Source organism: Rhizobium sp. SG_E_25_P2, from assembly GCF_029892285.1.
Classification (GTDB): domain Bacteria; phylum Pseudomonadota; class Alphaproteobacteria; order Rhizobiales; family Rhizobiaceae; genus Rhizobium_E.
The window spans coordinates 260,208-285,537 of the sequence record NZ_JARXVM010000002.1 but is presented as its reverse complement, the minus strand read 5'-3'; the positions used below and the strand labels follow the sequence as shown (position 1 = coordinate 285,537).

The 25,330-nt window shown below is 63.0% G+C and carries 26 protein-coding genes and 1 tRNA gene; 16 read left to right on the top strand and 11 right to left on the bottom strand.

The annotated features are described in order from the left end of the window. Positions 1 to 300 precede the first annotated feature (300 nt). The 4 genes from M2360_RS05310 to M2360_RS05295 are packed head-to-tail and all read left to right on the top strand — an operon-like array spanning position 301 to position 5,953. On the top strand, positions 301 to 4,026 hold the full coding sequence (locus M2360_RS05310) for a peptidoglycan-binding protein (protein WP_280773342.1): 3,726 nt from the start codon (positions 301 to 303) through the stop codon (positions 4,024 to 4,026). A gap of 45 nt (positions 4,027 to 4,071) precedes the next feature. Continuing rightward, on the top strand, positions 4,072 to 4,236 hold the full coding sequence (locus tag M2360_RS05305; protein WP_280773341.1) for a hypothetical protein: 165 nt from the start codon (positions 4,072 to 4,074) through the stop codon (positions 4,234 to 4,236). Continuing rightward, a complete protein-coding gene (locus M2360_RS05300) occupies positions 4,233 to 5,156 on the top strand; it encodes a sulfite exporter TauE/SafE family protein (protein ID WP_280773340.1) in 924 nt (307 codons plus the stop codon). Before M2360_RS05305 ends, M2360_RS05300 begins: the two co-directional genes overlap by 4 nt. Beyond that, the gene (locus tag M2360_RS05295) at positions 5,153 to 5,953 is read left to right on the top strand and encodes a TIGR02186 family protein (protein ID WP_280773339.1); all 801 of its coding nucleotides are present in this window, start codon (positions 5,153 to 5,155) and stop codon (positions 5,951 to 5,953) included. The genes M2360_RS05300 and M2360_RS05295 overlap by 4 nt, the downstream gene beginning before the upstream one ends. A 3-nt stretch (positions 5,954 to 5,956) precedes the next feature. Here M2360_RS05295 and pdeM read toward each other — a convergent pair whose 3' ends face one another. Then, on the bottom strand, positions 5,957 to 6,679 hold the full coding sequence (pdeM, locus tag M2360_RS05290) for a ligase-associated DNA damage response endonuclease PdeM (RefSeq protein ID WP_280773338.1): 723 nt from the start codon (positions 6,677 to 6,679) through the stop codon (positions 5,957 to 5,959). Between the two features lie 190 nt (positions 6,680 to 6,869). Next, a complete protein-coding gene (locus M2360_RS05285) occupies positions 6,870 to 9,380 on the bottom strand; it encodes a ligase-associated DNA damage response DEXH box helicase (protein ID WP_280773337.1) in 2,511 nt (836 codons plus the stop codon). Positions 9,381 to 9,496: 116 nt separating this feature from the next. Between M2360_RS05285 and M2360_RS05280 the strand changes: the two genes are divergently transcribed. Both M2360_RS05280 and M2360_RS05275 read left to right on the top strand, forming a co-directional pair. Beyond that, positions 9,497 to 10,000, top strand: a complete 504-nt coding sequence (locus tag M2360_RS05280) for an Rrf2 family transcriptional regulator (protein WP_280773336.1) — start codon at positions 9,497 to 9,499, stop codon at positions 9,998 to 10,000. A 14-nt stretch (positions 10,001 to 10,014) separates the two neighbouring features. Then, positions 10,015 to 10,476 (top strand): carboxymuconolactone decarboxylase family protein, encoded by a 462-nt coding sequence (locus tag M2360_RS05275; RefSeq protein WP_280773335.1) that lies wholly within the window; start codon positions 10,015 to 10,017, stop codon positions 10,474 to 10,476. 13 nt (positions 10,477 to 10,489) lie between these two features. Here M2360_RS05275 and M2360_RS05270 read toward each other — a convergent pair whose 3' ends face one another. After that, entirely contained in the window at positions 10,490 to 11,113 is a 624-nt protein-coding gene (locus M2360_RS05270; protein WP_280773334.1) for a YitT family protein, read from the bottom strand. A gap of 83 nt (positions 11,114 to 11,196) precedes the next feature. Further along, on the bottom strand, positions 11,197 to 12,132 hold the full coding sequence (locus M2360_RS05265; RefSeq protein ID WP_280773333.1) for a methyltransferase: 936 nt from the start codon (positions 12,130 to 12,132) through the stop codon (positions 11,197 to 11,199). A gap of 95 nt (positions 12,133 to 12,227) precedes the next feature. On the opposite strand from M2360_RS05265, the gene M2360_RS05260 reads away from it, so the two are divergent. Genes M2360_RS05260 through M2360_RS05250 form a run of 3 tightly spaced genes read left to right on the top strand, consistent with a single transcriptional unit; the run spans position 12,228 to position 14,382 of the window. Then, positions 12,228 to 12,497 carry a DUF6460 domain-containing protein gene (locus M2360_RS05260; RefSeq protein ID WP_280773332.1) on the top strand — a complete coding sequence of 90 codons (270 nt, stop codon included), beginning with the start codon at positions 12,228 to 12,230 and terminating at the stop codon, positions 12,495 to 12,497. After that, positions 12,494 to 13,045, top strand: a complete 552-nt coding sequence (locus M2360_RS05255) for a CAP domain-containing protein (RefSeq protein ID WP_280773331.1) — start codon at positions 12,494 to 12,496, stop codon at positions 13,043 to 13,045. The genes M2360_RS05260 and M2360_RS05255 overlap by 4 nt, the downstream gene beginning before the upstream one ends. Beyond that, positions 13,045 to 14,382 (top strand): MATE family efflux transporter, encoded by a 1,338-nt coding sequence (locus M2360_RS05250; protein ID WP_280773330.1) that lies wholly within the window; start codon positions 13,045 to 13,047, stop codon positions 14,380 to 14,382. Before M2360_RS05255 ends, M2360_RS05250 begins: the two co-directional genes overlap by 1 nt. On the opposite strand, the gene M2360_RS05245 is transcribed toward M2360_RS05250, so the two are convergent. Next, on the bottom strand, positions 14,358 to 15,446 hold the full coding sequence (locus M2360_RS05245; protein WP_280773329.1) for a quinone-dependent dihydroorotate dehydrogenase: 1,089 nt from the start codon (positions 15,444 to 15,446) through the stop codon (positions 14,358 to 14,360). The genes M2360_RS05250 and M2360_RS05245 overlap by 25 nt on opposite strands. Further along, complete coding sequence (locus M2360_RS05240) at positions 15,443 to 15,790, bottom strand: DUF952 domain-containing protein (protein ID WP_280773328.1); 348 nt, start codon at positions 15,788 to 15,790, stop codon at positions 15,443 to 15,445. The genes M2360_RS05245 and M2360_RS05240 overlap by 4 nt, the downstream gene beginning before the upstream one ends. A gap of 194 nt (positions 15,791 to 15,984) precedes the next feature. Here M2360_RS05240 and M2360_RS05235 point away from each other — a divergent pair, with 194 nt between their 5' ends. From M2360_RS05235 to M2360_RS05220, 4 genes are all read left to right on the top strand, one after another. Beyond that, entirely contained in the window at positions 15,985 to 16,644 is a 660-nt protein-coding gene (locus M2360_RS05235; protein ID WP_280773327.1) for a response regulator transcription factor, read from the top strand. A 132-nt stretch (positions 16,645 to 16,776) separates the two neighbouring features. Continuing rightward, positions 16,777 to 17,442, top strand: a complete 666-nt coding sequence (locus M2360_RS05230; RefSeq protein ID WP_280773326.1) for a helix-turn-helix transcriptional regulator — start codon at positions 16,777 to 16,779, stop codon at positions 17,440 to 17,442. Between the two features lie 87 nt (positions 17,443 to 17,529). Further along, positions 17,530 to 17,943, top strand: coding sequence for a tellurite resistance TerB family protein (locus M2360_RS05225; RefSeq protein WP_280773325.1), 414 nt, complete (start codon positions 17,530 to 17,532; stop codon positions 17,941 to 17,943). Between the two features lie 212 nt (positions 17,944 to 18,155). Beyond that, positions 18,156 to 19,538 carry a DHA2 family efflux MFS transporter permease subunit gene (locus M2360_RS05220; protein WP_280773324.1) on the top strand — a complete coding sequence of 461 codons (1,383 nt, stop codon included), beginning with the start codon at positions 18,156 to 18,158 and terminating at the stop codon, positions 19,536 to 19,538. Between the two features lie 12 nt (positions 19,539 to 19,550). Here M2360_RS05220 and M2360_RS05215 read toward each other — a convergent pair whose 3' ends face one another. Genes M2360_RS05215 through M2360_RS05205 form a run of 3 tightly spaced genes read right to left on the bottom strand, consistent with a single transcriptional unit; the run spans position 19,551 to position 22,227 of the window. Beyond that, on the bottom strand, positions 19,551 to 19,934 hold the full coding sequence (locus tag M2360_RS05215) for a VOC family protein (RefSeq protein WP_280773323.1): 384 nt from the start codon (positions 19,932 to 19,934) through the stop codon (positions 19,551 to 19,553). A gap of 22 nt (positions 19,935 to 19,956) precedes the next feature. Further along, positions 19,957 to 20,733, bottom strand: a complete 777-nt coding sequence (locus M2360_RS05210) for an RlmE family RNA methyltransferase (RefSeq protein ID WP_280773322.1) — start codon at positions 20,731 to 20,733, stop codon at positions 19,957 to 19,959. A 3-nt stretch (positions 20,734 to 20,736) separates the two neighbouring features. Next, positions 20,737 to 22,227: an exopolyphosphatase gene (locus tag M2360_RS05205; protein ID WP_280773321.1), complete on the bottom strand. Its 1,491-nt coding sequence runs from the start codon at positions 22,225 to 22,227 to the stop codon at positions 20,737 to 20,739. Positions 22,228 to 22,500: 273 nt separating this feature from the next. Here M2360_RS05205 and M2360_RS05200 point away from each other — a divergent pair. The 3 genes from M2360_RS05200 (at position 22,501) to M2360_RS05190 (ending at position 24,259) form a co-directional block, all read left to right on the top strand. Further along, positions 22,501 to 22,574, top strand: a tRNA-Gln gene (locus tag M2360_RS05200). A gap of 202 nt (positions 22,575 to 22,776) precedes the next feature. Further along, complete coding sequence (locus M2360_RS05195; RefSeq protein ID WP_280773320.1) at positions 22,777 to 23,175, top strand: hypothetical protein; 399 nt, start codon at positions 22,777 to 22,779, stop codon at positions 23,173 to 23,175. A gap of 235 nt (positions 23,176 to 23,410) precedes the next feature. Beyond that, positions 23,411 to 24,259 carry a serine protease gene (locus M2360_RS05190; protein WP_280773319.1) on the top strand — a complete coding sequence of 283 codons (849 nt, stop codon included), beginning with the start codon at positions 23,411 to 23,413 and terminating at the stop codon, positions 24,257 to 24,259. Positions 24,260 to 24,278: 19 nt separating this feature from the next. Here M2360_RS05190 and M2360_RS05185 read toward each other — a convergent pair whose 3' ends face one another. Together M2360_RS05185 and M2360_RS05180 are read right to left on the bottom strand one after the other, a co-directional pair. Then, a complete protein-coding gene (locus tag M2360_RS05185; protein WP_280773318.1) occupies positions 24,279 to 24,596 on the bottom strand; it encodes a hypothetical protein in 318 nt (105 codons plus the stop codon). Positions 24,597 to 24,748: 152 nt separating this feature from the next. After that, complete coding sequence (locus M2360_RS05180) at positions 24,749 to 24,919, bottom strand: hypothetical protein (protein WP_280773317.1); 171 nt, start codon at positions 24,917 to 24,919, stop codon at positions 24,749 to 24,751. Between the last annotated feature and the right edge of the window lie 411 nt (positions 24,920 to 25,330).

The following is a 25,330-nucleotide window of genomic DNA, read 5'->3' as shown; positions in this document are numbered from 1 at the left end:
TCTGCTTCGTCACATATGTAACACTGATAGAAGATAGTTACAACTTCATGCAAATCAGTTAGTTTTCATACTTCGTTACGACGCAAAGCCCCGAAATTAACTTTTTGTTTACCCTGTTTAACTATCCATGCTTCATCAGTTAAGGAAGATTGAGATTGCGTCTACGAGCGAAGCAGGCGGAAAGCCAGAGGAAAGCCTCGAATGCTATCGCGAAGCGCTTGGGCCAGACTTGTCCAAGCCGACATTTGAGACGCGATCGGTCAACCTCAATTCCGGCCTGGACGTCGAGCGAGCTGAGACATGAACGGATCACGATCACAGTATTCTAGTTATGGCGGCAAGCCATCGTTCGATCAGTTGAGCAAAACGATCGAGGGACTGGAAGCGCGTATCCAAGGCCTGGTGGGCGAAAGGCGGCCGCCGAGCCGCCCTGCTTACATGGACCCAGGCTCCGTAGACGAGATTCTCGAGCGGCAAAGGATGCTGTCCTCGGTCCGCGAACGCGTGGCGGCCGCCGACAGGACGCTGCGCGCCGATGCGGAGCGGAGCCGCGCCGAACCGCGCGAACGCCCGATGCGCCGCGACCGCGACGACGCCGACATGCGGCGCGAACCGCCGCGCGCCCGGGACATCGCACCCCAGCCGCCGGCCTATGCGCAACATCCGCAAACCCATGACGCGCTCGCCGAGATCGCCGCGACGCTCGAAGCGTTGCGCGCTGAGCTGCGGCAGGGCCTGAGCCACAACAGCCTCGACTCGATCCGCGAGGAAATCCGCGGCTTGAAGGGCGCAGCCGCCGGCGGCGTCGGCGCAAGCGACCTGGTCCGCAAGGAAATCCTCAAGCTCAACGAGACCATTCGCCGGCTGGGGGAAACCGAACAAGCGCCGCGCGTCGACGATCTCCTTTCGGAGATCGAGGATCTCAGGACAATGGCGACCGGCCTGGCGCGGGAGGACAGTTTCCGGCGGCTGGACGACAAATGGAGCCGCGCCGAACAGATCTGGGATCATACTGCCCGCAAGGTCGACGAACTGGACCAGGATTCGCTTCGGGAAGAACTGGTGCAGATCGCCTGGCGCATCGACGGCATCAAGTCCGGTCTCGGCGAAATCAACGCCGCGCCGGCCATCCGTTCGCTTGAAGACAAGCTGATCACGCTGGCGGACGCAGTGGAATCCGTCGGCCGCAGCGTGGAGGCCAAGAGCGATCTCGGCGGACAGTTCGAAGGGCTCGACCGCCGTCTGGACGAAATCACCCGCGCCATCGCCGCCAGCGTCCGCCAGGCTGACAACGGCAAGGATCACGCCGCGCTGCAGTCGATCGAGAAACGCATCGGCGACCTCGGCCGACACATCGATGCGCTGCATCGCCAAAACGAAGAATCTGGCCTCGCCCAGCGCATCGAATTGTTGACCAACCGGATCGAGGAACTCGCCGGCGACGAGGAAACCCAGAAGCTTGAACTGCGGATCGCCGAACTTTCCGGTCTGATCGAACGCAGCCTGGAAGATCGCGACGACTCCGGTCTCGCCGGCCATCTCGCCGATCTGTCGCGCAAGATCGATCGCCTCGGCGACAATGACTCCGCGCCGCTGATCAACCGGCTCGACCACCTGGCGCGCCGGCTTGACGATCTCGACCGCCCGGTCGAGCCGACCACCTTTGTCGCGCCGGATTTCAGCCATCTCGAAAATCGCTTGTCCGATATCGCGGCGCGGCTGGAAGAAACCGCCTCTGCGGCGCCCTCCGACACGCGCGCGCTTGCAAATCTCGAGCAGCAGATCGCCTCTCTGTCTTCGCTTTTGAGCCAACCCGCGCCGACGCAGGCTGCGCCGGAAGAGTTGACCCGCAGCATGGCGGTGATCGAGGATTATATCGCCACCAGCGATGAATTCATTGTCGAGGCTGCGCGGCAGGCGGCTGAGGCCGTGGTGGAAGCCTATGCGCGGGCTGGATCGCATGCCCAGGGCGCCGCTGGCGTCGACCTGTCGACCTTCGCCGCCCTGACCGAAGATCTCCGGGCGCTCGAAACCTATGCGCGCTCAAGCGAAGAACGCACGGCGGAAACCTTCTCGGCCCTTCACCAGACGTTGACGCAGATCGCCCGCCGGCTTGACGACATCGGGCTTGCGACGGAACGCTCGCGCCGCGAGGAGGCGCCGGTCATGCCTCGCGCGCCAGAGGCGCATGTCCAGATGGCTCCGCGACAAGAAGATGCGCCTGCGCCGCGCCCGGCAGCGCCGGCGGCGCAACCCGCCGTCCCGCCGCAGCAGCGGCCCGCGCCGCGCGCGGCGGCGACCGTGGACGTGTATGAAGACGAGGATTTCGCCGAGGCCGCAGCAGCATCCGTCTCTCAGGATGCCCAGGCGCTCGATCCGGTCGACGAGCCTCGCGTGGAACAGGCCAAGGCGCGTCCGACCAGCCTGATCGCCAGCCTCGCGGCCAAGCTGCGGCCGTCAAAGAAGACAGACGCCGGTCGCATGCCGGTCGATCCCCCACCCGCCCTTGATTCGTCCGATGATGGCGAGCCCGACGACGGCATGCTGATCGAACCCGGCGGAACTGCGCCCGATGTTCGCAAGATCATGGAAAAAGTCCGCGCCGGCCAGAAATCCGGTCGCGCCTCCGAGGCGGGGGCGGGCCCCGCCGATGTGATCGCGGCCGCCCGCCGCGCCGCCCAGGCCGCCGCCCGCGAAGCCGGGATGCAGCAGCCGCTGAAATCCGGCAAGGCGACGGCGAAACCCAGCGCAAAGGGCGCGGCGAAACAGGCCGACGGACAGGCGCGCCGACCGCTGCTGCTGGCGGCGGGCGCAGTGCTGCTCCTGATGCTGTCCTATCCGCTGGTGTCCAACCTGATCAACAACAAGTCGGAGCCGCCGCAGGCCGTCTCCGCGCCGGCGGAAGACAAGACCAGCGGCGATATCGAAAGCGCGGTGCAGCCGACGATCGCGGAAAACTCCGCGCCGGCTCAGGCCGAGATGGCGCCGGTGGAAACCGCCGATGCGGCCAATTCCGCACCGCCGCCGGCCATGCCGGAGGTCGATGCCGGAGGCGAGGACACTCTGGCCGCCGCCGAGCCGACCGCGACCGAATTGACTGCTCCGACGCCGGTCGCTGAAAGCGCCGCGCCGGTGACCGCGCAAGCGCAGCAGGCCGCCGAGATCGAAACGCCCGCCGATCTCAAGCCCGCTTCGCTGGCCGCCGCCGCCAAAAAGGCCGATCCGCTCGCCTTTTTCGAAATCGGCGCACGTTTCGCTGACGGGCGCGGCCTCGCCGCCGACCCCAAGGCGGCGATAACCTGGTATCAGCGCGCCGCCGACGCCGGCTTCGCGCCCGCCCAATACCGTCTCGCCAGCATTTACGAGAAGGGCCTCGGCGTCGACCGCGACATCGCCAAGGCGCGCACGCTCTATGCAGAGGCCGCAGCGCAGGGCAACACCAGCGCCATGCACAATCTCGCAGTGTTGAACGCCACTGGCGCGGAAGGCAAGCCGGATTTCGCGGAAGCCGCCCGCTGGTTCAAGGAAGCCGCCGAGCACAATGTGCGCGACAGCCAATACAATCTCGCCATACTCTATGCGCGCGGCAACGGCGTGCCGCAGGACCTCACCCAGTCCTACAAATGGTTCGCGGTCGCGGCCATGCAGGGAGATCAGGACGCGGCGCAAAAGCGCGACGAAGTCGCCAATGCGCTTGGCGCCGAGAAACTGAAAGCCGCCAAGGCCGAAGTGGACCTGTGGCGCGCAGCCCCTGTCAATGAGGACGCCAACAATCCTGTTGTGCCCGACGACTGGGTGGCGAAAGCCAACACCACCGCCAGCGTCGACATGAAGAAGGTGATCCGCAACATCCAGGCGATCCTCAACAACAACGGTTTCGACGCCGGCCCTGCCGATGGCGCGATCGGCAAGAAGACGGTGGAGGCGATCAAGGCCTTCCAGAAGAAGGTCGGCCAGGAGCCGACCGGCAAGATCGACGAGGCGCTTGTCAAGGAGCTTCTCAAGCACAACAAGAAGCCGTCCTGACACATCTCCCCTGACGCGAGGTATTCCACTTAACCGGTGGAATCCATGGCGAAATGGTTAATTCATTATATCCGCGACGGCCTGTCCGTCGCGGTTGACACCGCCATTTTCGCGGCGCAACAGTTCCTTAAAGCCATTCTGCAACACTCTGAAACAGGCCGGGGCGACCCGCTCTGTCAAACTCCTTTTTTCCGCAAGGAGCGCGCGTGACGATCTATCTGCCGATCGCCGAATTGTCGGCCAATATCCTGATCATTCTCGGCATGGGCGCCGCAGTCGGCTTCCTGTCGGGCATGTTCGGCGTCGGCGGCGGCTTTCTCATCACGCCGCTGCTGATCTTCTACAATGTGCCGCCGGCCATCGCGGTGGCCACCGGCGCCAATCAGGTGGTGGCCTCTTCAGTTTCCGGCGCAATCACCCATTTCCGGCGCGGCACGATCGACCTGAAGCTGGGCACGGTGCTGTTGCTTGGCGGCCTGGCCGGCGCGACGGTGGGCATATGGATCTTCTCCGCCTTGCGCGCGCTCGGCCAGCTCGACCTGGTGATCTCGCTGCTCTATGTCGTTCTCCTCACCTCAGTGGGCGGGCTGATGATGTGGGAAAGCGTCAACGCCATGCGCCGCGCCCGGCGCAACGAGACGGTGACGGTCAAGCGCGCCCAGCACAATTGGGTGCATCGGCTGCCGTTCAAGATGCGCTTCAAGAAATCCAAGATCTATCTGTCGGTCATCCCGGTGGCGGGCCTCGGCTTCGCCGTTGGCGTATTGACCTCGGTGATGGGCGTGGGCGGCGGCTTCATCATGGTGCCGGCGATGATCTATCTGCTGCGCATCCCGACAAGCGTGGTGGTCGGCACATCGCTGTTCCAGATCATCTTCGTCTCGACCTATTCGACCATCGTGCAGGCGGTGGCCAACCACACGGTCGACATCGTGCTTGCCTTCATCCTGATGCTGTCGGGCGTGGTGGCGGCGCAATATGGCGTCCGCGTCGGCCAGAAACTGAAAGCGGAACAATTGCGCGCGCTGCTTGCGCTCCTGATCCTCGCCGTCGGCCTGCGCCTCGCCATCGATCTCTTCCTGCCGCCGGCCGATCTCTATTCGATCGCGCGTTCGGGGGCGGGACAATGAAAGCGACGACGATTCTTCTCGCCTTGCTGGCGCTTCTGTCGGCGCCGGCTCTGGCCGAACCGATCGGCGGGCCGCCACGCCCCGTGCAGCGCGAAGCGATCAATATCGGCGTCTCCTCGCGCGAAATCGCCATTGCCCCTGATTTCGCCGGCACCGACGTCACCGTGTTCGGCTCGCTCGAAAATGTCGATCCCTATCTGCTCGCCATCGGCGTCTATGACATCGTGGTTTCGCTGGAAGGCCCCCGCGACTTTGTCACCGTCCGCAAGAAGGAGCGGGTGATGGGCGTGTGGATCAACCGCCACGCCGTGACCTTCGAACGCATGCCGGAGTCGCTGTCGATGGCCTCGACCAAGGTGATCGCCGATATCGGCACGCCGCTCGAACTCTACACCCACAATGTCGGCTTGCCCCGCGTGAGAGTGGTGCCTTCGACTTTTTCCGGCCGCGCCGAGGAACTCGCCGAATATCGCGACGCCTTTCTCGGGCTGAAGGAGAAGGCAAGGCTCTACCAGACCAATCCGGGAGGCGTGTCCTTCGTGTCCTCCTCGCTGTTCCAGGCGAATATCCATATTCCCGCCGACATTCCCAACGGCACCCATACGATCCGCGCCGTGGTGTTCAAATCGGGCCAATATGTCGCCGAAAAAGAACTCAAGCTGCATGTGCAGAAGACCGGCCTTGAGCAGATGATCACCCGCGCCGCCGAGGATGATCCACTCTATTACGGAATCTTCGCGGTGTTCCTCGCCGGACTGACCGGCTGGACGGCGAGCGTGATGTTCAGGCGGGATTGATTCTTATCCGCGTAGAGCCTTGTAGGCAAAAGAATGAACCCGCCCTTGGCTCAAGAGATGCGCGGTGAGCTTATCTTTTTCGAACAAGCCGTTGAAGGCGCGGTGATCGAGATCGAGCCCGCCTGTCATCACCCCGAAGGAGGGCATGATCAGCCTGCGGGCATCGAGCGCGAAGCAGGGGCGGCGCACGCCGCGCGCGCGGCGCACCAGCGTGGCCGCCGGATGCAGATGGCCGGCGACCTCGCCCGCCTCGCAAGCAGCGCCCGGCTCATGCCGAAAGGTAAGGCCGGCAAAATGCAGGCTGTCGGCTTGTGTTCCGGACAGTGTGCCGACGCCATCGGGATCATGGTTGCCGGTGATCCAGATCCATTCGCGGCCTGACATCAGGCTTTCGAGATAAGAGCGAAATTCCCCGGGCATCAGATCGGCGCCGCGCCGGTCGTGAAAATTGTCGCCGAGCGAGACGACGACGCTGGGATTATGGCGGGCAATGACGGCTTCAAGAAGCCTGAGCGTGGCGAGCGTGTCCCAGGGCGGCAGCATCTGGCCGCGACGGGCATAGGCCGCGCTCTTTTCCAAATGAAGATCGGAGACGCAGAGCAGACCGTGATCGGGCATCACGAGCGCGCCGAGCGGATCGAAAATGAGGCGCTGGCCGTTCAGTTCGGCTTCGCAGGCGGCGGCGGGGTCGTGCGGTGTTTGGAGGTTTCTGGCAAGGCGGGTCATGCGGGGTTACCCCCCTCTGCCCTGCCGGGCATCTCCCCCTCAAGGGGGGAGATCAAAGGAGGATGGCTCTCGCCCTGACAACAACCGCCGAAATCCGGGCGAAGGTCGTCCCGCCAGCCAATCTCCCCCCCTGAGGGGGAGATGCCCGGCAGGGCAGAGGGGGCTAGCCCAACGCTCGGATCAGTCCAGTTCAATTCAGCGCATCCCGTATCAGATCGTCCGAGGCTTCCGTCAGCAGCGCTTCGTCGGCGGCGGAGCCGACCGACTCCTTGCCGACTTCGAGCATGATCGGCACAGCGAGCGGCGAGATCCGCTCGAGGCGCTTGAGCCGGATATGCCCTTTGATTCGCTTGAGCATATCGCCAAGCCGCTGAATGTCCAAAAGCCCCTGCGCGGCGTCGTGACGCGTGGCCTCCAGCAGGATGTGATCGGGTTGATGGTTGCGAAGCACGTCATAGATGAGATCTGATGACACCGTGACCTGCCGACCGGTCTTTTCCTTGCCGGGATGACGGCGTTCAATCAGGCCGGCGATGACGGCGCAATAGCGGAAGGTGCGCTTGAGCAGCCATGTCTCGTTGAGCCAGGCTTCGAGATCATCGCCCAGCATGTCCTCGTCGAAGAGGTCCTGGATCGAGGGGCGGCGGTTGGCGAAATGCGCGCCCATATCCTCGAGCCCCCAGATGGCCAACGCATAATCGGTGGCGACGAAGCCGAGCGGCTTGGCGCCGACGCGATCGAGCCTTCGGGTGAGCAGCATGCCCAAAGTCTGATGCGCGAGCCGGCCCTCGAAAGGATAGGCGACCATGTAGAAGCGGTCGCCGCGCGGAAAGGTCTCGATCAGCAACTCGTCGCGCTTCGGCAGCACGGATTTCTCCGCCTGGATCGACAACCAGTCGCGCACCTGATCGGGGAGGGTCTTGCGCTTGTCCGGATCATCCAGCATGGCGCGCACGCCCTCGGCGAGATAGGTGGAGAGCGGAAACTTGCCGCCGGCATAGGCCGGGATCTTCGGATCCTGCGATAAGGCGTCGGAGACCAGGCATTCGTTTTCGCGGATGCCTTCGAAACGCAGCACCTTGCCGGAAAACAGGAATGTGTCGCCGGCCGAAAGCTGTTCGAGGAAATATTCCTCGACCTGACCAAGCACCGGACCGCCGCGACCGACCGCGCCCTTGCCCTTGCGCACCATGCGGACATTCATCATCGGCGCTTCGATGATGGTGCCGACATTGAGCCGATATTGCTGGGCGTATGCCGGATGGGAGACCCGCCACAGCCCGTATTTGGTCTTGCGGATCTTGGCGTAGCGCTCATAGGTTCGCAGCGCATAGCCGCCGGTGGCGACGAAATCGAGCGCGCGTTCGAATGATTCCCAGCTTAGATGCGCATAAGGCGAGGCGCTGCTGATCTCCTCATAGACCTCAAGCGCATCGAAGGGATCGGCGCAGGCGAGCCCCATGATGTGCTGGCAGAGCACATCGAGCGCGCCCTCGCCCACCGGCGGCGTATCCTGCGCGCCGATATAATTGGCGTCGAGCGCCGCCTGGCATTCCATCACCTCGAAGCGATTGGCCGGCACGAGAATAGCCTTGCTGGGCTCATCCATGCGGTGATTGGAGCGACCGATGCGCTGGGCGAGCCGTGAGGCGCCCTTGGGCGCGCCGATATGGATGACGAGATCGACATCGCCCCAATCGAGCCCGAGATCCAGCGTGGAGGTGGCGACCACGGCGCGCAGTCGATTCTCCGCCATGGCCGCCTCGACCTTGCGGCGCTGGCTGGCGTCGAGCGAGCCGTGATGCAGCGCGATCGGCAGATTGTCGTCATTGATGCGCCAGAGTTCCTGAAACAGCATCTCGGCCTGCGAGCGGGTGTTGACGAACAGGATCGTGGTGCGGTGCTCGCCGATCGCCTTGTAAACCTCGCCCATGGCGTAGCGCGCCGAATGGCCGGACCAGGGAATGCGCTCTTCCGTGTCGAGAATGGTGATGACCGGCCGGGCGCCGCCCGACACTGTCACCAGTTCCGAAAGCCCTTTCTCGCCGGGCCGCTGCGCCACCAGCCAGCGCCGGAGATCATCGGGATCGGCGACGGTGGCCGACAGCCCGATCGTGCGAACCTCCGGCGCGAGCTTGCGCAGCCGGGCGAGCCCGAGCGACAGGAGATGGCCGCGCTTGGAGGTGACCAGCGAATGCAATTCGTCGAACACGACGAAGCGTAATTCCCTAAAGAACCGCTCGGCCTCCTTTGAGGCGATCAGCAGCGCCAGCTGTTCGGGCGTCGTCAGCAGGATATCGGGCGGATTGAGCCTTTGGCGCGAGCGCTTGTGCTGCGGCGTATCGCCGGTGCGCGTCTCGATGGTGACGGGCAGACCCATCTCGGCGACCGGACGTTCGAGATTGCGCTCAATGTCGACAGCCAGCGCCTTGAGCGGCGAAATGTAGAGCGTGTGGACGCCGTGAAAGCCGGTTCCGGGCTTGGGCTTGCCGCGCCGGTGGAGATTGACGAGCGAAGGCAGGAAACCGGCCAGCGTCTTGCCGGCGCCGGTGGGGGCAATGAGCAGCGCCGAGCGACCGTCAGCCGTCTTGTCGAGCAGCGCCAGCTGATGCGGACGTGGCGACCAGCCGCGCTCGGCAAACCAACGGGTGAACAGAGGCGGCAAACCACCCTCGCCGCTCCATTCTGTCTTCGCGTCCATCCGTCACTCCCTCGCCTTGCCGGAAGATAGAGGCTCAACCGCCGGAGACAAGGGCGAAGACGGATTGACGCGCAGGAGAATCATGGATATGTTTTATCCACGATTAGGAGAAAGCCATGAAACTCAGCGACGGCGTCGAACAGGCCATTCACTGCGTCACGCTTCTGGCGGGACTGAGCGAGGATGGCGTTCTGCCGGCCGCCGCGCTGGCGGAGTTTCACGGCGTATCGACGAGTTACCTGCTCAAACATCTTCAGGCGCTGTCGGCGGCCGGCGTCGTCCGGACCGTGCCCGGCCCGCGCGGCGGCTACCGGCTGGCCAAGGCGGTGAACGACATCACGCTTCTCGACATCGTGCTCGCCGTGGAGGGGCCTGAGCCGGCCTTCCGCTGCAACGAAATCCGCCAGCGGGGACCAAACCCGCTGCCGGGCAAACCGACGCGGCCCTGCGGCATCGCCTCGGCGATGCTGAAGGCCGAGCGCGCCTACCGGGCGGAGTTGAAGTCGGTGACGATCGCGGACCTGGCCCGCGAAACCTCTGAAAGCGATCGGGGAGACGCCATCGCCGCGCGCGGTTGCGCCTTTCTCGACCTCCACGAACGCAAATCCCCCTCGACCTAAGAAAGGAAATTGCCATGCATCCCCGCTTCAACTTCGCCAAGGCGTCCCCTGACGCCTACAAGGCCGTGCTGGGCTTGGAAAACTATGTCCAGAACAGCGGCCTCGAGCGGCGCTTCATTCATCTCATCAAGCTGCGCGCCTCGCAGATCAATGGCTGCGCCTATTGCGTGGACATGCATGTGAAGGAATCCCGCCATGACGGGCTCGGCGAACAATGGATCAACCTGATGAGCGTGTGGCGGGAATCGCCCGTCTATGACGCCAAGGAGCGGGCGCTTCTGGGGTGGGTCGACGCCGTGACGCGGCTTGCAGACACCGGCGCGCCTGACGACGCCTATCAGGCGCTGGCGGCGCATTTTTCTGAGAAGGACATCACCGACATCACCGTCGCGATTGGCGTCATCAATGTCTGGAACCGGCTGGCCGTGGGCGCGCGGACGCCGCATCCGATCGATCAGCCGGCCCGCGCCGCCTGATCGCCTCGCGCTGTCACATCGCAATATAGCGATCGGTGCGGTGGTTGACTGCGATGAAGAAATTCAACGCCGCCGCGCCGAGCACGGAGCAAAGCACGATGAAGGGGCTCGTCACAAAAAAAGCGAGAGCGAGGATGACCAGATCGATGCTCATCTGCACCAGCCCCGCCCGCCAGCCGAAGCGATCCTGCAGATAGAGCGCGAGAATGCCGATGCCGCCGATGCTGGCGCGATGGCGAAACAGCGCCAGCATGCCCATGCCGATCAACAACCCGCCGAGCACCGCCGCCCAGACCGGATGCACATAACCGATTTCCAGCCATTGCGGCTGATACTGGGTGAGTAGCGCAAGCAGCGCCACGGAGCAGAAAGTCTTGATGGTGAAGGCTTTGCCCATGCGCTTATAGGCGAGGTAATAGAACGGCAGGTTGATCAGGAAGAAGCCGAGACCGAAATTGATCCCAAAGGTGTATTTGAGGAGAAAGGCCATGCCGGCCACGCCGCCGGTCACTAAGCCCGCTTTGGTCAGCAGCATGACGCCGAGAGAGGCAAGCACGGTGCCGGTGAACACCCCCTGCGCATCCTCAAACAAGGAATGTTTGGTGGGGTCGGTGTTCCAGATGCCGATTTTTCCCATTCTATCCCCGCGCGCCGATTTCGCTTTTGCAAATTATGTCAACCATACTGACATAATTTCCGCGCCAGGGGAACAGCCAGACCTTACTTTCGCGCCAGGAACAGCAGGCCGGTGATCGGCTGCCCCGCATCCATGCGGATCACCGTCTCCTCCGAGGCGATGGGCGCAAAACCGTGGCGGGCGAGGATAGTCTCGACATGAGCGCGGGAATGCGCGTAACGCAGCGAGGGGCGGAGTGAAAAGCCTGTTTCCGCCTCGTCCTTCTCCACCGAAAAGGCGAAGAGACCGCCAGCTGCAGCGAGCGCTGCGGCGTTGGCGAAGGCGGCGTCGAGATCGCCGAGATACATCATCACATCGGCGGCGGCGACCAGATCGGCGCGCGCCTTGACGAGGCCGTTAAACAGTCCCGAAGCCTCCGGAGACAAGGACAGATCGGCGCGGGCGAGATGGTTGTAGACGCCCTTGTCGCGCGCTTTGGCCAGCATGTTTTCAGAGAGATCGTAGCCTTCGAGCGCGGAAACGCAATCGGCGATCTCTGGGCCGAGAAGCCCGGTGCCGCAGCCGAGATCGACCGCAAGCGCGAAGGGGACTTGGCCCTTGTGATTGCGGATCAGGGCGGCGAGCTTTCTCGGCACGGAATAGCCGAGCTTGTCGATGAGCGCGCTTTCGAAACGGTCGGCGTAATCGTCGAACAGGCCTTCGACATAGGCGCTGGGCGGCAGAGCCGGCGTCTCGGCGGCGCCGAGCGCGGCGAGCTTGAGATCTGCGCCGAACAGAGCGGCGTCAGACGAGGCCGCAACGCGGCGATAGGCGTCAACAGCCAGATCTGTCAGCCCCGCTTTTTCGCGATAGTCGCCGAGCTTGACCCAGCCGGCGGTCCAGCCGGGCGCGAGCTCCAGCGCCTGCTCCATCAATTCGGCTGCTGCGGCGACATCGCCGCTTTCAGCCAGCATGGCGGCGTAATCGGCGCGGCGATCGGCGACGAGATCGCCTGATGTCAAAATGCGTTTGGGAGCCATGGCGGGAGATTTCTTTTCATGTTGGGCGGATTTGTCTAATTTCCGCCGTGTGACGCGGTCAAGCGATTCCTCGTTTCCGCAAACTGGAGTGTGACATGGCCGAAGGCTTCAATCGTTTTCTGGGCGATACGCCGCTGCGCGTGGCGATCAAGCTGATCGTCGTGTCGCTGCTGGTCGGCTTCGCCATGCATACATTCGGCGTTTATCCCACCGACATTCTATTCTGGGCGCAGGATTTCATTGGTGATCTCTGGCGCACCGGCTTCCGCGCCTTGGGACGCGTCGGCGATTATCTGCTGATCGGCGCTGTCGTGGTCATCCCCGTTTTCATCCTGATCCGCATTCTGAGTTGGCGCAAATCGTGAGCTTTTCTGACATTTCCCGTCGCGGCGTTCTTGCCGCCGGCTTCGGCCTTGCCGCGATCGCGGCGCTATCTGCCTGTTCGACCACTACCGCTCTATCCCCCGTCGCCCCTGTCGGCCCGGTGATGGATCAGACCACCGAGGCGCTGCCGCTGGTCAATCAGGCGCGCGCCAAGAAGGGCCTGCCGCCGCTCATCGCCGACGCGACCGTGATCGCCGCCGCCCGCGACCAGGCCGAACATATGGCCAGCGCCGGCAAGATGGCCCACAAGCTCGGCTCGGAAGAGTTCGGCGCGCGCATGCGGCGCATGAAAGTGCCGTTGCCGGCGGCCGAGAACATCGCCTCGGGTCAGCGCAGTGTGGAGGCGGCCGTCGCCGCCTGGATCACCTCGCCCCGCCACTATGAGAATATGATGGGCCGCTTCGAGACGCTGGGCGTCGTCCGCGCCGCCAACAGCGCTGACGGCAGGCCTTATTGGGCCATGGTGCTCGGCTCGCGCCCACGCGCCGACCAAGGTCCGCTCGCCCGCTTTCCCCTGAAGCTGTTCTGATGCGGGCGGGGGCGGGCGGCGGCTTCGAGGTGACCCATCGCATGGTGCTGGGTCTGGCCCTGCCGATGACGCTCGGCTTTTTGACCACGCCGCTGCTCGGCATCACCGACACGGCAGTGGCCGGACGGCTGGGCGACGCCGACGCGCTGGCGGGACTGGCGATCGGCGCTGTGCTTTTCGACCTGATTTTTGCGAGCTTCAACTTCCTGCGCGCCTCTACCACGGCGCTGACCGCGCAAGCCTGGGGACGCGGCGAGACGGCGGAGCAGGAGGCGGTGTTCTGGCGGGCGCTCATCAGCGCGCTGGCGATCGGCGCGGCCGTCATGCTCGCCGGGCCATTGCTTTTGAAGCTGGGCCTTCTGCTGATGAGCCCGACCGAGGGCGCGGCGCGGGCGACGGGAGAATGGTTTTCGCTGCGCATCCTGTCGGGACCGGCCACGCTCGCCAATTACGCCATTCTCGGCTTTCTGCTGGGACAGGGCCGCTCCAAGACCGGACTTCTCCTGCAGGCGCTGATCAATGGCGTCAATATCGCGCTGTCGGTGCTGTTCGGCCTCACAATGCAAGGCGGCATCGCGGGTATTGCTCTCGCCACCGTCACAGGCGAAGTCGTCGGCATGATCGCGGGCCTCGTCATCGTGCTCAGGGGTTTTCAGGCGCGGGATCCACGCCGGATATCGGGGCTGCTGGAACGGGGCAAACTGGCGCGGCTGTTTTCGCTGAACGCCGACATCATGATCCGCTCCTTCGTGCTGCTCGGCGCCTTTTTCCTGATGACGCGGATCGGCGCGCAATTCGGCGCGGAGACACTGGCTGCGAACGCGGTGCTGATGAATTTCTTCATGGTCGCCGGCTTCTGGCTGGATGGCCTCGCCAATGCCGCCGAAACCATCATCGGCCGATCGCTGGGAGCGGGCTATCGTCCCGCATTCGACCGGGGGCTGAGGCTGACGGGCTATTGGTCGCTGATGCTTGCGATCCTCACCAGCCTGATCCTCGCTTTGGCAGGACGGCCGATCATCGATTTCCTGACCACGTCGGAGCCGGTGCGGGCCATCGCCTATCAGCACCTGCCCTGGGCGGCGATCACCGCCATCAGCGGCTGTCTCGCCTTTCTGATGGACGGCGTCTTCATCGGCGCCGCCTGGTCGAAGGCGATGCGCAACCGCATGCTGCTCGCCTTCGCCGGCTTCGGCCTCTGTCTCTGGTCACTTGTGCCTCTGGCGGGCAATACCGGGCTCTGGCTGTCGCTCAATCTGTTTCTGTTCCTGCGCGGCGTATTTCTCGCCATCGCCGTGCCGAAACTGAGGGCTCAGAGTTTTCGCGCCAGCCAGTGATCGAGCCTCGTGTCGCGGATCTCGCGGATCGAAGCGAGACCGTCGCGATCGAGGAGACGCGACAGACCGGTGACGATGCGCGCAGGAAGACCGGGGCCGCCATAGACCATCGACGAATAAAGCTGCACGAGATCGGCGCCGGCGCGGATCTTCTCCGCTGCGGTCTCCGCCGAATCCACGCCGCCGACGCCGATGATCGGGAAATCAGGACCCAGACGCTTGCGCATGCGCGCCAGCGCCGCAGTCGCCTTGTCAAACAGCGGCTTGCCGGACATACCGCCCGCCTCGCCGGCCTGGCGCTGGTCGCGCAAGCCCTCGCGCGACAGCGTGGTGTTGGAGACGATCAACCCGTCGAGGCGGCTTGCCAGCGCTTCCCCGGCGATATCGTCCATGCCCTCTTCGGTGAGATCGGGCGCGATCTTGAGGAAGACCGGCACGGAGCGGCCGGCCTTGGCCGCTTCCTCGTCGCGCGCAGCAAGCACCGCCGACAAGAGCTCCCGGAGGCTATCGCGCGCCTGCAGATCGCGAAGACCAGGCGTATTGGGCGAGGAAATGTTGGCGGTGAAATAGCGCGCCACGCGATAGAAGGTTTTGACGCCCGCAACATAATCGGCGACGCGATCGACGGCGTCCTTGTTGGCGCCGATATTGACGCCGACCAGCGCCAGCGGGTCGATCTTGTCGAGCCGCGCCAGCGCCGCCGCATGGCCCTCATTGTTGAAGCCGAAGCGGTTGATGACGGCTTCGTCCTCCACCAAGCGGAACAACCGGGGCTTGGGATTGCCGGCCTGCGGGCGCGGCGTCAGCGTGCCGACCTCGGTGAAGCCAAAACCGAGCCTGAGAATGGCCTCGGGAGCCTCGGCATTCTTGTCGTAACCGGCGGCCAGGCCGATCGGATTGGCGAAACTGAGGCCGGCGAGTTGAACGGCGAGACGGGGATCGGCAGCAAGGCGCGCGGCGGGCGCCAGCCCCAGCGACAGAGCCCGGATCGACAGATTATGCGCCTGTTCGGGATCGAGGCGAAACAGGCCTGATCGCAGCAGCGGCCAGAGCGCGTCCTTCATGGCATGTCCTCCGGAAAGATGAATTGTCCTTCGGCGTCAAGCGTCAGCGCATAAGTCGCCCTGACAGCGGAAAGAGGCAACGGTCCGTAGAGATGCGGAAACAGCGCGCCGTCGCGCGAGGCCTCATAGCGCAGCGCCGGCCCGAGCGCCTCAGTGTCGATCGCCACGAGCGCCAGGCCCGTCTGTCCCGTGAAATACAGTTCGGCCGTCCGGCGGGTCTGCTGAGCGGTGGACAGATGGATGAAGCCATCGGCGAGGTCGATGCCGGCTCCTGCAAAAACGCCGGCGCTTTCCGCCTGACGCCAGGTCTCGGCGGGCACAATCTTGTAAATCAGCTCGGTCATGGCGGCCTCCCAATGCTCACAGCTGCCTAACCCATCTGGCGGCGAAAGAAAACAGCCGAGGCGACGGGAAGAGATGGGCGCCTTGCAGCCCTGGAGCGAGCGATCGCGACAAAATGCTTTTCGTTTCAACAGGGCTGATATAAGCTCTTTGGAACGAGAAAATCCGGGCTTGCCAGCAGGCTCACGGGGGGAAAATGCAGACATCTTCCGCGACGATCATCATCGCCGATGATCATCCCTTGTTTCGTGGAGCGCTGAAACAGGCGCTCGCTTTCGGGGGCCAGGACACCACGATCGTGGAGGCCGGATCGCTGGAGGAAGCGCGAAAAGCAGCCCAGACGCATCCCGACGCCGATCTGATGATGCTGGATCTCGCCATGCCCGGCGTGAGCGGCCTGTCCGGCCTGATGATGATGAGGGCCGAATTTCCAGCTATTCCTGTCGCCGTCGTGTCTGCCACCGATGACGCCGCCACCATCCGCCGCGCGCTCGATCTGGGCGCATCGGGCTTCATTTCCAAATCAAGCGGCATCGACGACATCAGGGCGGCCATCGCTGTGGTGCTGGACGGCGGCGTCTATGCCCCGCCCGGCTATGACGCGGTCCGCGACCAGGACAGCGAGATCGACATCCTGATCGGTCGGCTCAAAACGCTGACCCCGCAGCAGACCCGCGTGCTCGGCATGATCGGCGAAGGCCTGCTCAACAAGCAGATCGCCTATGAACTCGGCGTGTCCGAAGCGACCGTGAAGGCGCATGTCTCGGCCATCCTGCTCAAGCTCGACGTCGACAGTCGCACGCAGGCCGTAATCCAGATCGGCAAGATCGGCGCGGCGCTGCCGCAGGCGAATTGACGCACAGGATTTTATTCCTCGCAACCTTTACTCACGCGCGGGGATATGGTTAAGATCCGCGCCAGAGATCCACGACATCGCCCGCCTTTCGTAACGCGTCGCCGCGGGCCGCCAATTGACGGACCGTCCGCCATGTTTTCGCATGAGAAGATCTGGGAAGCCATCGATTCCCTGGCAGCGCGGCATGACCTGACCCCTTCCGGCCTGGCCCGCAAGGCGGGGCTCGACCCCACCGCCTTCAACAAATCCAAACGCAGTTCCGTCGATGGCCGCCAGCGCTGGCCTTCGACGGAATCGATCCATAAGATCCTCGAAGCCACCGGCTCGACGATCGAGGATTTCATGTCCTTCCTGCATCCCGTGATCAGGGCGTCCGGCCTGCCGGACGGCGCTTTTCCGCCGCAAGTCTCGCCGATTCCGCTGCTCGGCTTCGCTCAGGCCGGCGCCGGCGGCTTTTTCGACGATGGCGGCTTTCCCGCCGGTCAGGGCTGGGACGTGGTGGAGTTTCCCGCCTCGCCCGCCCACAAGCCGGGGGTTTATGCGCTGGAGGTGCAGGGCGACAGCATGATGCCGCTCTATCGCGACGGCGATGTGCTGATCGTCGAGCCCGGCGCGCAGGTGCGTCGCAACGACCGCGTGGTGGTGCGCACCCGAGAGGGCGAGGTGATGGCCAAGGTGCTGGCGCGCCAGACCCCGCGCACGATCGAACTGATGTCGCTCAATCCCGACCATCCCGGCCGCACGCTGGAGGCGACGGACGTGGACTGGATCGCCCGGATCATCTGGGCCAGCCAGTAGGAAAATTCTCCCGCGCGCGCGCCATCTTGATTTCGCCCGCGCCGCGGCTTACTTGCTGTGGCGCAAACGGGCTCAGGTGAGGATGTCATGGCGGAAAAAGTGACGGCGCAGGCAGCGCTGATCTATGTGATGGTGATGGCGTCTGCATCGGACGGTCATATGCCCGATCCCGAACTCAAGGGCATTGCCCGGCTGGCGCGGCTCTTGCCGGTGTTTGAAGGCTTCGGCGAGGACGACATCATCCCGACCAGCCGCCAGGCGCAGGAAATCCTGGCCGGCGCGGAAGGGCTCGACATCGCGCTCGAAACCATTCGCGACGCGCTGCCGCCGCGCCTCTACGACACAGCCTATGCGCTGGCCGTGGAAATCGCCATCGCCGACCATCAGATCGAGCCGACCGAATTGCGCTTCCTGCAATTGCTGCGCGCCCGGCTGGAACTCGACAAACTGACCGCCGCCGCGATCGAACGCGCCGCTGCGGCCCGCTATCGCCGGCTGTAAGCCAACCGCTGCGGGTGATCGGCGCGCGCGCTGTGAGCATGATCAAGCTGCATGCGCCGGCAGGCCCGCCCGATGCAGCCCATGAGACAATGCCGGAGCGGAAGGTGAAGATCCGCTTGTCGCAGGGCGACTGACGAGGCCGGCGACCTTGCCAGCGCCATGTTTCCATGGCTGTTTCAGGCCTATTGATTCATTTTCCGCCGGTTTGCGCCTTGCATCGCTTCGCCCCGCTCATTCTCGCCGTCGCTCTGTTCATGGAGCAGATGGATTCCACCGTGATCGCCACCTCGCTGCCGGCCATCGCCGCCGATCTCGGCGTCGGCCCGATCACGCTGAAGCTCGCGATGACCTCCTATCTCGTCTCGCTCGGCGTGTTCATTCCGCTGAGCGGCTGGGCGGCAGATAAGTTCGGCGCCAAACGCGTGTTCATCACCGCAATCGGCGTGTTCATAGCCGGCTCGGCGCTGTGCGCGCTGGCGACCAATCTGCCGTTTTTCGTGGTGGCCCGCTTTCTGCAGGGCCTGGGCGGCGCCATGACCACCCCGGTCGCCCGCGCCATCCTGCTGCGGTCCACAGATAAGGCCAATCTTGTCTCGGCCATGTCGTTGTTTACGATCCCTGCCGTGATCGGCCCGCTGGTGGGACCGCCGATCGGCGGCTTCATCACCACCTATTTCAGCTGGGAATGGATATTCCTCATCAATCTGCCGGTGGGGGCGATCGGCGCGATCCTGTCGTTGCTGTTCATTCCCGACATTCCGCCGGTGAAGACGGCGCCGCTCGACATCAGCGGCTTCGTGATGAGCGGGCTTGCCGCCTCCGGCCTGGTGTTCGGCCTGTCGGTGATCAGCATGGCGGCATTGCCGCCGATCGTCGGCGTGGGCGCGCTGGCGGTGGGGGTGATCTCGACTGTCGCCTTCATCCGGCATGCGCGGCGGCATCCGAATCCGGTGCTCGACCTCACTTTGTTTCAGGTGCCGACCTTCCGCGCCTGCGTGACCGCCGGCTCGATCTTCCGCATCGCCATGGGGGCCGTGCCCTTCCTGCTGCCGCTGATGCTGCAGCTGGGCTTCGGCCTGTCGCCCTTTCACTCCGGCATGATCACCTTCATCGGCGCCGGCGGCGCGCTGCTGACGAAATTCGCCGCCCGGCATGTGTTTCACCGGTTTGGCTTTCGCAATGTGCTGCTGATTGCGGCAGGCGTCTCGGCGCTCGGCACGGCGGCCAATGCGTTGTTTCTGCCGGAGACGCCCTATCTCGTGCTGGTCACCGTGCTGTTTGCCGCAGGTTTCGTGCGCTCCTTCTTCTTCACCGGCGTCAATATTCTTGGCTTTGCCGATATCGAGCAGGAACTGTCGGGACGCGCTGCGGCGATGAACGCGGTGGCGCAGCAGATCTCCGGCGCGATGGGCGTCGCCGTCGCCGGCATTATTCTGGAATTGCATGCGCTGGCCACGGGCGCGCCGCTGGGCGTCTCCAGCTTCCACACTGCCTTCATCGCCATTGCGGCGCTCAACCTGCTTGCCGCCTGGCCGATCAGCCGGTTGCCCGCCAATGCGGGGGCGAATGTGTCAGGTCATGTCGCCCATGTGTGACGATCGGATTGATCAGGCGCGCCGTTCGCACACGGCCGACAGCTTGTTGCCATCGGGATCGCGCACATAGCAGGCGTAGAAATCCGGCCCGAACGGCCTGAGGCCGGGCAGGCCTTCGTCGGCGCCGCCTGAGAGAAGCGCTGCGGCGTGAAAGGAATCGACAGCGGCGCGATCGGCGGCGTCAAAGGCAAGCATCGAGCCATTGCCAACAGTCGCCGCCTGCTTGTCATAGGGATAGGTGACCCAGAGGCGGCAGCGAACATCGCCATCGGCGCCATAGCCTGCCTCATCCTCCTCGGTGACCTGCCGCGTCAGCCCGAGAGTGGCCATAACCGGATCATAGAAGCGGATGGCGCGGGCGAGATCGTTGGTTCCAAGCGTCACATAGAGCAGCATTGCGTCCCCCTTGCCACGACAATCATTCCTCGTCGTCGCGATTGTCCCTGTGATCGCCGGCCTGCATGTCGCTTTCGGCAGCCTCTTCATGGCCAATGGCGCCGACTTTCGGTCCGCGGAAACCCTTGGCGAGAATGAACATCTCCACCGATTCCGCCCGCGAGGCCTGCGGCTTGACATGCACGACCTGCCGGAAATTCCGCTTGAGCATGTCAAGAAGTTCCTTCTCGGCGCCGCCCTGGAAGGTCTTGGCGAGAAAATGGCCGCCCTCGCGCAGCACCTGGACAGCAAAATGCGCCGCCACTTCGCACAGATGCATGGTGCGCAAATGGTCGGTGCGCTGGTGGCCGGTGGTGGGCGCGGCCATATCGGAAATCACCAGATCGGGAATGCCGCCCAGCGCATCCATCAACGCCTGTGGCGCGGCGTCATCGAGAAAGTCCATCTGCAGGAAATGCACGCCGGGAATGGCGTCCATTTCGAGAAAATCGATGGCGACGACGCGGATATTGTCATTGGTGGAATCGGTGACGCGGGCGGCGATCTGCGACCAGCCGCCGGGGGCGGCGCCCAGATCGATGATGCGCCGGGCGCCCGAGAGAATGTGATGTTTCTCGTCGATTTCCAGCAATTTGTAGACCGCGCGCGAGCGATATCCCTCCAGGCGGGAGCGCTGCACATAGGGATCGTTGATATGGCGCTGCAGCCAGCGGCGCGACGATTCCTTCAGCTTCTTCTTCTTCACATGCTGGGTCAGCTTGCGGCCGGTTCCCTTGCCGCCGGTGGGTTTGCTCGTCATGGGTCAGATCCTGTGAAAGGGCGGGCGCGGCCTGGCTCTGCGCCAGGCGCCGTCATCCGCCATCATTTCCGTGAGCAGGCCTTCGCGCAAGCCCCTGTCGGCGACGCGCATGCGCTCGACCGGAAACCGCCTGCGGATGGCCTCGAGAATGGCGCAGCCGGCCAACACCAGATCGGCGCGATCCGGCCCGATGCAGGGATTGGCGGCGCGGCCGGCGAAATCGAGCCCGACCAGCCGGTCCTGCATGGCCGTCACATCGGCGGCGTCCATCCAGAGGCCGTCGACCTGGCGGCGATCATAGCGCGGCAGGTTGAGATAGACGCCGGCAAGCGTGGTGACAGTGCCGGACGTGCCGATCATGTGAAAGCCGCTATCGGCGCCGTTGAGCTCCGAAGCCAGCGGCGCGGAGAAGCGCGACAGCATATCTTCCACTTCCGCGACCATGGCGGCGAAAATGTCGGGCGTGACATGGCGGCCGCCATGCCGTTCGGACAAGGTCACGACGCCCACCGGCAGCGAGGTCCAGTGGGTGATGTGATTGGCGAGCCGCGGCGAGCGCTGGCCGCTGATCTGCAGGATGGCGATTTCCGACGAACCGCCGCCGATATCGAACAGCACGGCCGAGCGCGCATCGCGGCCGACCAGAGAGGCGCAGCCGGAGACGGCGAGGCGCGCCTCGGTCTCGCGATTGATCACCTCGAGCTCGAGACCGGTCTCCCGCGCCACCCGTTCGAGAAAGGTCTCGCCATTGGAGGCGGCGCGGCAGGCTTCGGTGGCGATCAACCGCATACGGCGCACCTTGCGGGCGGCAAGTTTGGAGGCGCAGACTTTGAGCGCCTCGGCGGCGCGATCCATCGCGTCTTCGGAAAGGCGGCCGGTCGCGCCGAGCCCCTCGCCGAGCCGGACGATGCGAGAAAACGCGTCGACGACCCGGAACTGGCCGGGTCGCGTCGGCTGGGCAATCAGCAGCCGGCAATTGTTGGTGCCGAGATCAAGCGCGGCGTAGAGCGTGTCGGGCGGCGGAAATTCCGGCGCCGCAGGCTTCGGTCGGGGAAGATCCGCGCGCGACGCCGTCTCGGCGCGATCGGTAGACGGCTTGCCATGCGCGCGCGGCGAGGTTTCCTGCGGCAGGGGCCGCGCCTGCAGCCGCCGGCGATGCCGACCGCTTTTCTTGGTCGACGCGGGCTTGTCCTGGCTGTTCTTGACGGCAGCGGCGGAGGTTTCGGCCTGTGCGCGCGGCGGAGTACACGCAGACGCGCCCCGCGACCGCTTGCGGCGCTTTTTCTTGCGATCCGGGGCTTTGCCCGGCGCAACAGGATCGGGCGTCTCGCCGACGGACTTGCGCGTCTCGACGGCTTCGGGCGGACGTATAGCGGAAGCCTGCGCACGCTTGCGCCGACGTTTCGCACGCCGGGAAGAGCTGTCTCCCGGCTTCGATCCTGCCCCGGACGCCCCGGCGTCAGACGGCTTTACGCCGGATTCGGGGTCACTCACGGTAATGTTCCACGGCGCTCTGCGCGCCAATCGGCTGCGGCAGGCGCAAGTCTCTGTTCAGTGTTGGCAAGGAATGTACCAGTTCGCCGCTGAAACGACAATTTGTTTTTGCGCCTGCGCAGAAAGGCGCTTTTATCGAACCCGCCTGACAAATTTCTTTCACACGAAACCGATTTTCCGCTTGAACCTCGCCGTCAATATGCTAGAAGCCGCCTCACCGACGGCCAAGCGCTTCCAAAGCGCCTGACGGCAGGACAGCGTGAAAACGCTTGCTGGGGAATAGGTTAACGGTAGACCCACGGACTCTGACTCCGTTAGTCCTGGTTCGAATCCAGGTTCCCCAGCCATGTCTTCTTTTTCAAGTAAATTCAACAACTTAACGAATATCGCGAGATGCTAAGTGTTACAGTCTTGTGGCTGACACACGTGGACCATCGCCGCCGTATTTGAACACCCCGAACGGGTGTAGTGTGGCCGATAACCAACTTGCAACTTGCGGAAGGCGCGATTAGGTTCCGCGCGTCAATAACCCCACACCTGAAGAATCTCATGAAACAGAAGCTGCTAATGCTCGCCATCGCTGGAATGGCTTTATCGGGTTGCCAGACTCAAGCTGAACTGCAAACTGCGATGACCGAGGCGAAGCCTGCCCCCGCATCGGTAAAGGCTGCTATTGTGCGCGACGCCCGCGACTACCTCGTTGATCCCTATTCGGTCAGGGATGCCGAAATATCCTACATGCAATTCAACAAGCACAGCAAATTACACTGGGTATGCGTGAAGGCGAACGCCAAGAACCGGATGGGCGGCTATACTGGTCGGCAGGCGGTAGAGGTGGTGGTGCGGAATGGTCAGCTAGTCAGCAACCTGCCGAACAGCCCCGCATGCAATAGTCCTTCGTTGAAGTGGCAGGCTTTCCCCGAGCTAGAAGCGCTACGCCAACTTTAAGCACTTATGAAAAAGCCCGCCGATCTTCACAGGCGGGCTTCTTTGTCTGTGGCGCATGCAAGCCTGCCTGGTCCATGACGAGGATGGCGTGGGCATCCTTGTCTACATGGCGGGCGATTTCGGCGAGGTGTTGGATCATCGCATGGGAGACGCTATTGCTCTGGGAATTTTGCCATTTGCGGCAAATTGGGCGATGATTTCGGCATGAATCGATTCTGTCATTAAGTGAAGCGCGATGGCCTTTAAGAAACTCGACGGGACAGACGTGCCCGATAAGTATTCAGTCATTGATGATTTCAATAGGCAAGGTGACGTCGGTCAATCTATCGTGGCAATGTTTGAGATCGACCCCGACGACGGCAAGTGGGCAGCCACCGGAACAGGGTTCTTCGTTGCCAAAGACATTTTGATCACAGCGCGACATGTCTTTGAACATAAGTTTTCACTTAAGCGGAGCTATGCTTGGGATGGAAGCGACCCCGATGCGAAAGAAGCGGCTCAAGTTTTCCGCCACGTCATCGTTCAGCAATCGGCTGATGGCACGCATGAGATAAGACAAGTTATTCGCAGTGTGATGTCAGCTCGTGCCGACATATGTATGGTTAAAGTTGAGCCGGCAAAAGTTGCCGGTCAACCTTGCCTACCGCTTACGGGAAAATTGCCCCAAGTTGGTGACACGGTCTTCACATACGCATTTCCTGAATCCACGATTGTGGAAGACGGAAAAAAACGGGAAATTTGGCTAAACGGGGGCTTCTACCGAGGAATAGTGCATGAAGTCTCACTAAGTGGCATTGGCACGATGACGCCGTGGCAAAACTTCCGCGTAGATTTCCACATACACGGTGGCGCGAGCGGCGGGCCGGTGTTCAATGCGAGTGGCAGGGTTGTCGGAATAAATTGCACAAGCTTTGACGGCCAAACTGATTTGTCATTTGTCACTAGCATTGGTTCCGACAGAGAATTGGGCTTCGATGACCTCGATGAATTAGAAGACGGCAATGTTCATCTAACCATCAATGAGCTAGTTAAAGCGGGCGACGCTAAAATGCCGCCATGGAAACATAATAAAGCCCGCCGGTGAGGATCGGCGGGCTTTGTTGTCAGTGGCGATTGTCGCCAAATTCGCGCCTGATGCCGCTCACCACGTCGGGCGGTAGATTGATGTTCTGCTGTCTGATCGCTTTGAAGTGGTCGGCGAGTTTCGATGTCATTTCGCGGATGGGCGCCAATTCTTTCTCAAGGGCGCCCTGAAGTTGCGCAAGAAAATGCGCATGTGAAATCTCCATGACGCGCTTGGCAACGTCATAGGTGCCGAAGGGTTCGGCGGACAGTCGCATTTCATCAATGATGGCGGCGATTTCGAACGTGGTTTCGTCTCGTGCCGAGAGGGTGACCGGGCTGTCAGATACAATAGTCATAGCTGCTTAACTCCTTCTGCTGACTATGAGGCAAACAGGTGCCGTTGCCGGGAATGGTATCTTCCCGGCTCGAATTCGGTGATGTCTGTTTGCTGCCGACTATATAGCAATCGGTCGTAGGCTCCCTTCGGAAAAATGAAGGTGGTCGAAAATTAATCGACCTTAGACGACTCCGGCCAAACCCCCGCCTGAAGCCCGAGCGCCATGGTCAACATGCTGCGCAGTTCATCCCGGTAAGCCGCAAGCATCTCCCCGAGCCTGCAATCAAGCAGGTGGTCAAGCAGCCGGGCGTAATCTTCATCAGCGACGTAAACATCATCCATCTGTAACCCTCCGATTGGTGACAGGCAGAATCTTGCTGATTTGCGGAATCGCGTCAATACCCGAAATCGCTATTTTAATAATGAATACAGTAGGTTAAGGCACCGGTGACTGACCTTTGGCCTTCAAGAAATTTCGCAGCCGGGGATTCACAAGGCGCTGAAATGTGGTATTATAATACTCGCAACGGCAGACGTGCTACGGCTGGCACTCTCCCACAAACACCCTCATTGCTTCACGGCAGTGGGGGTGTTTGCGTTTCAGGACATGGCAGGCAAAAAGAAACCCCGCGTGGAAGGCACACGCGGGGTTCAGGTCGTCCTTTGTCTGGCAGCCGGAAGAGTTGGAAGCCGTTTCGGCTGCTGATGAATATATAGCAAGTTCGGTCAGGCTTTTTGAATTTTCTTCAGTCG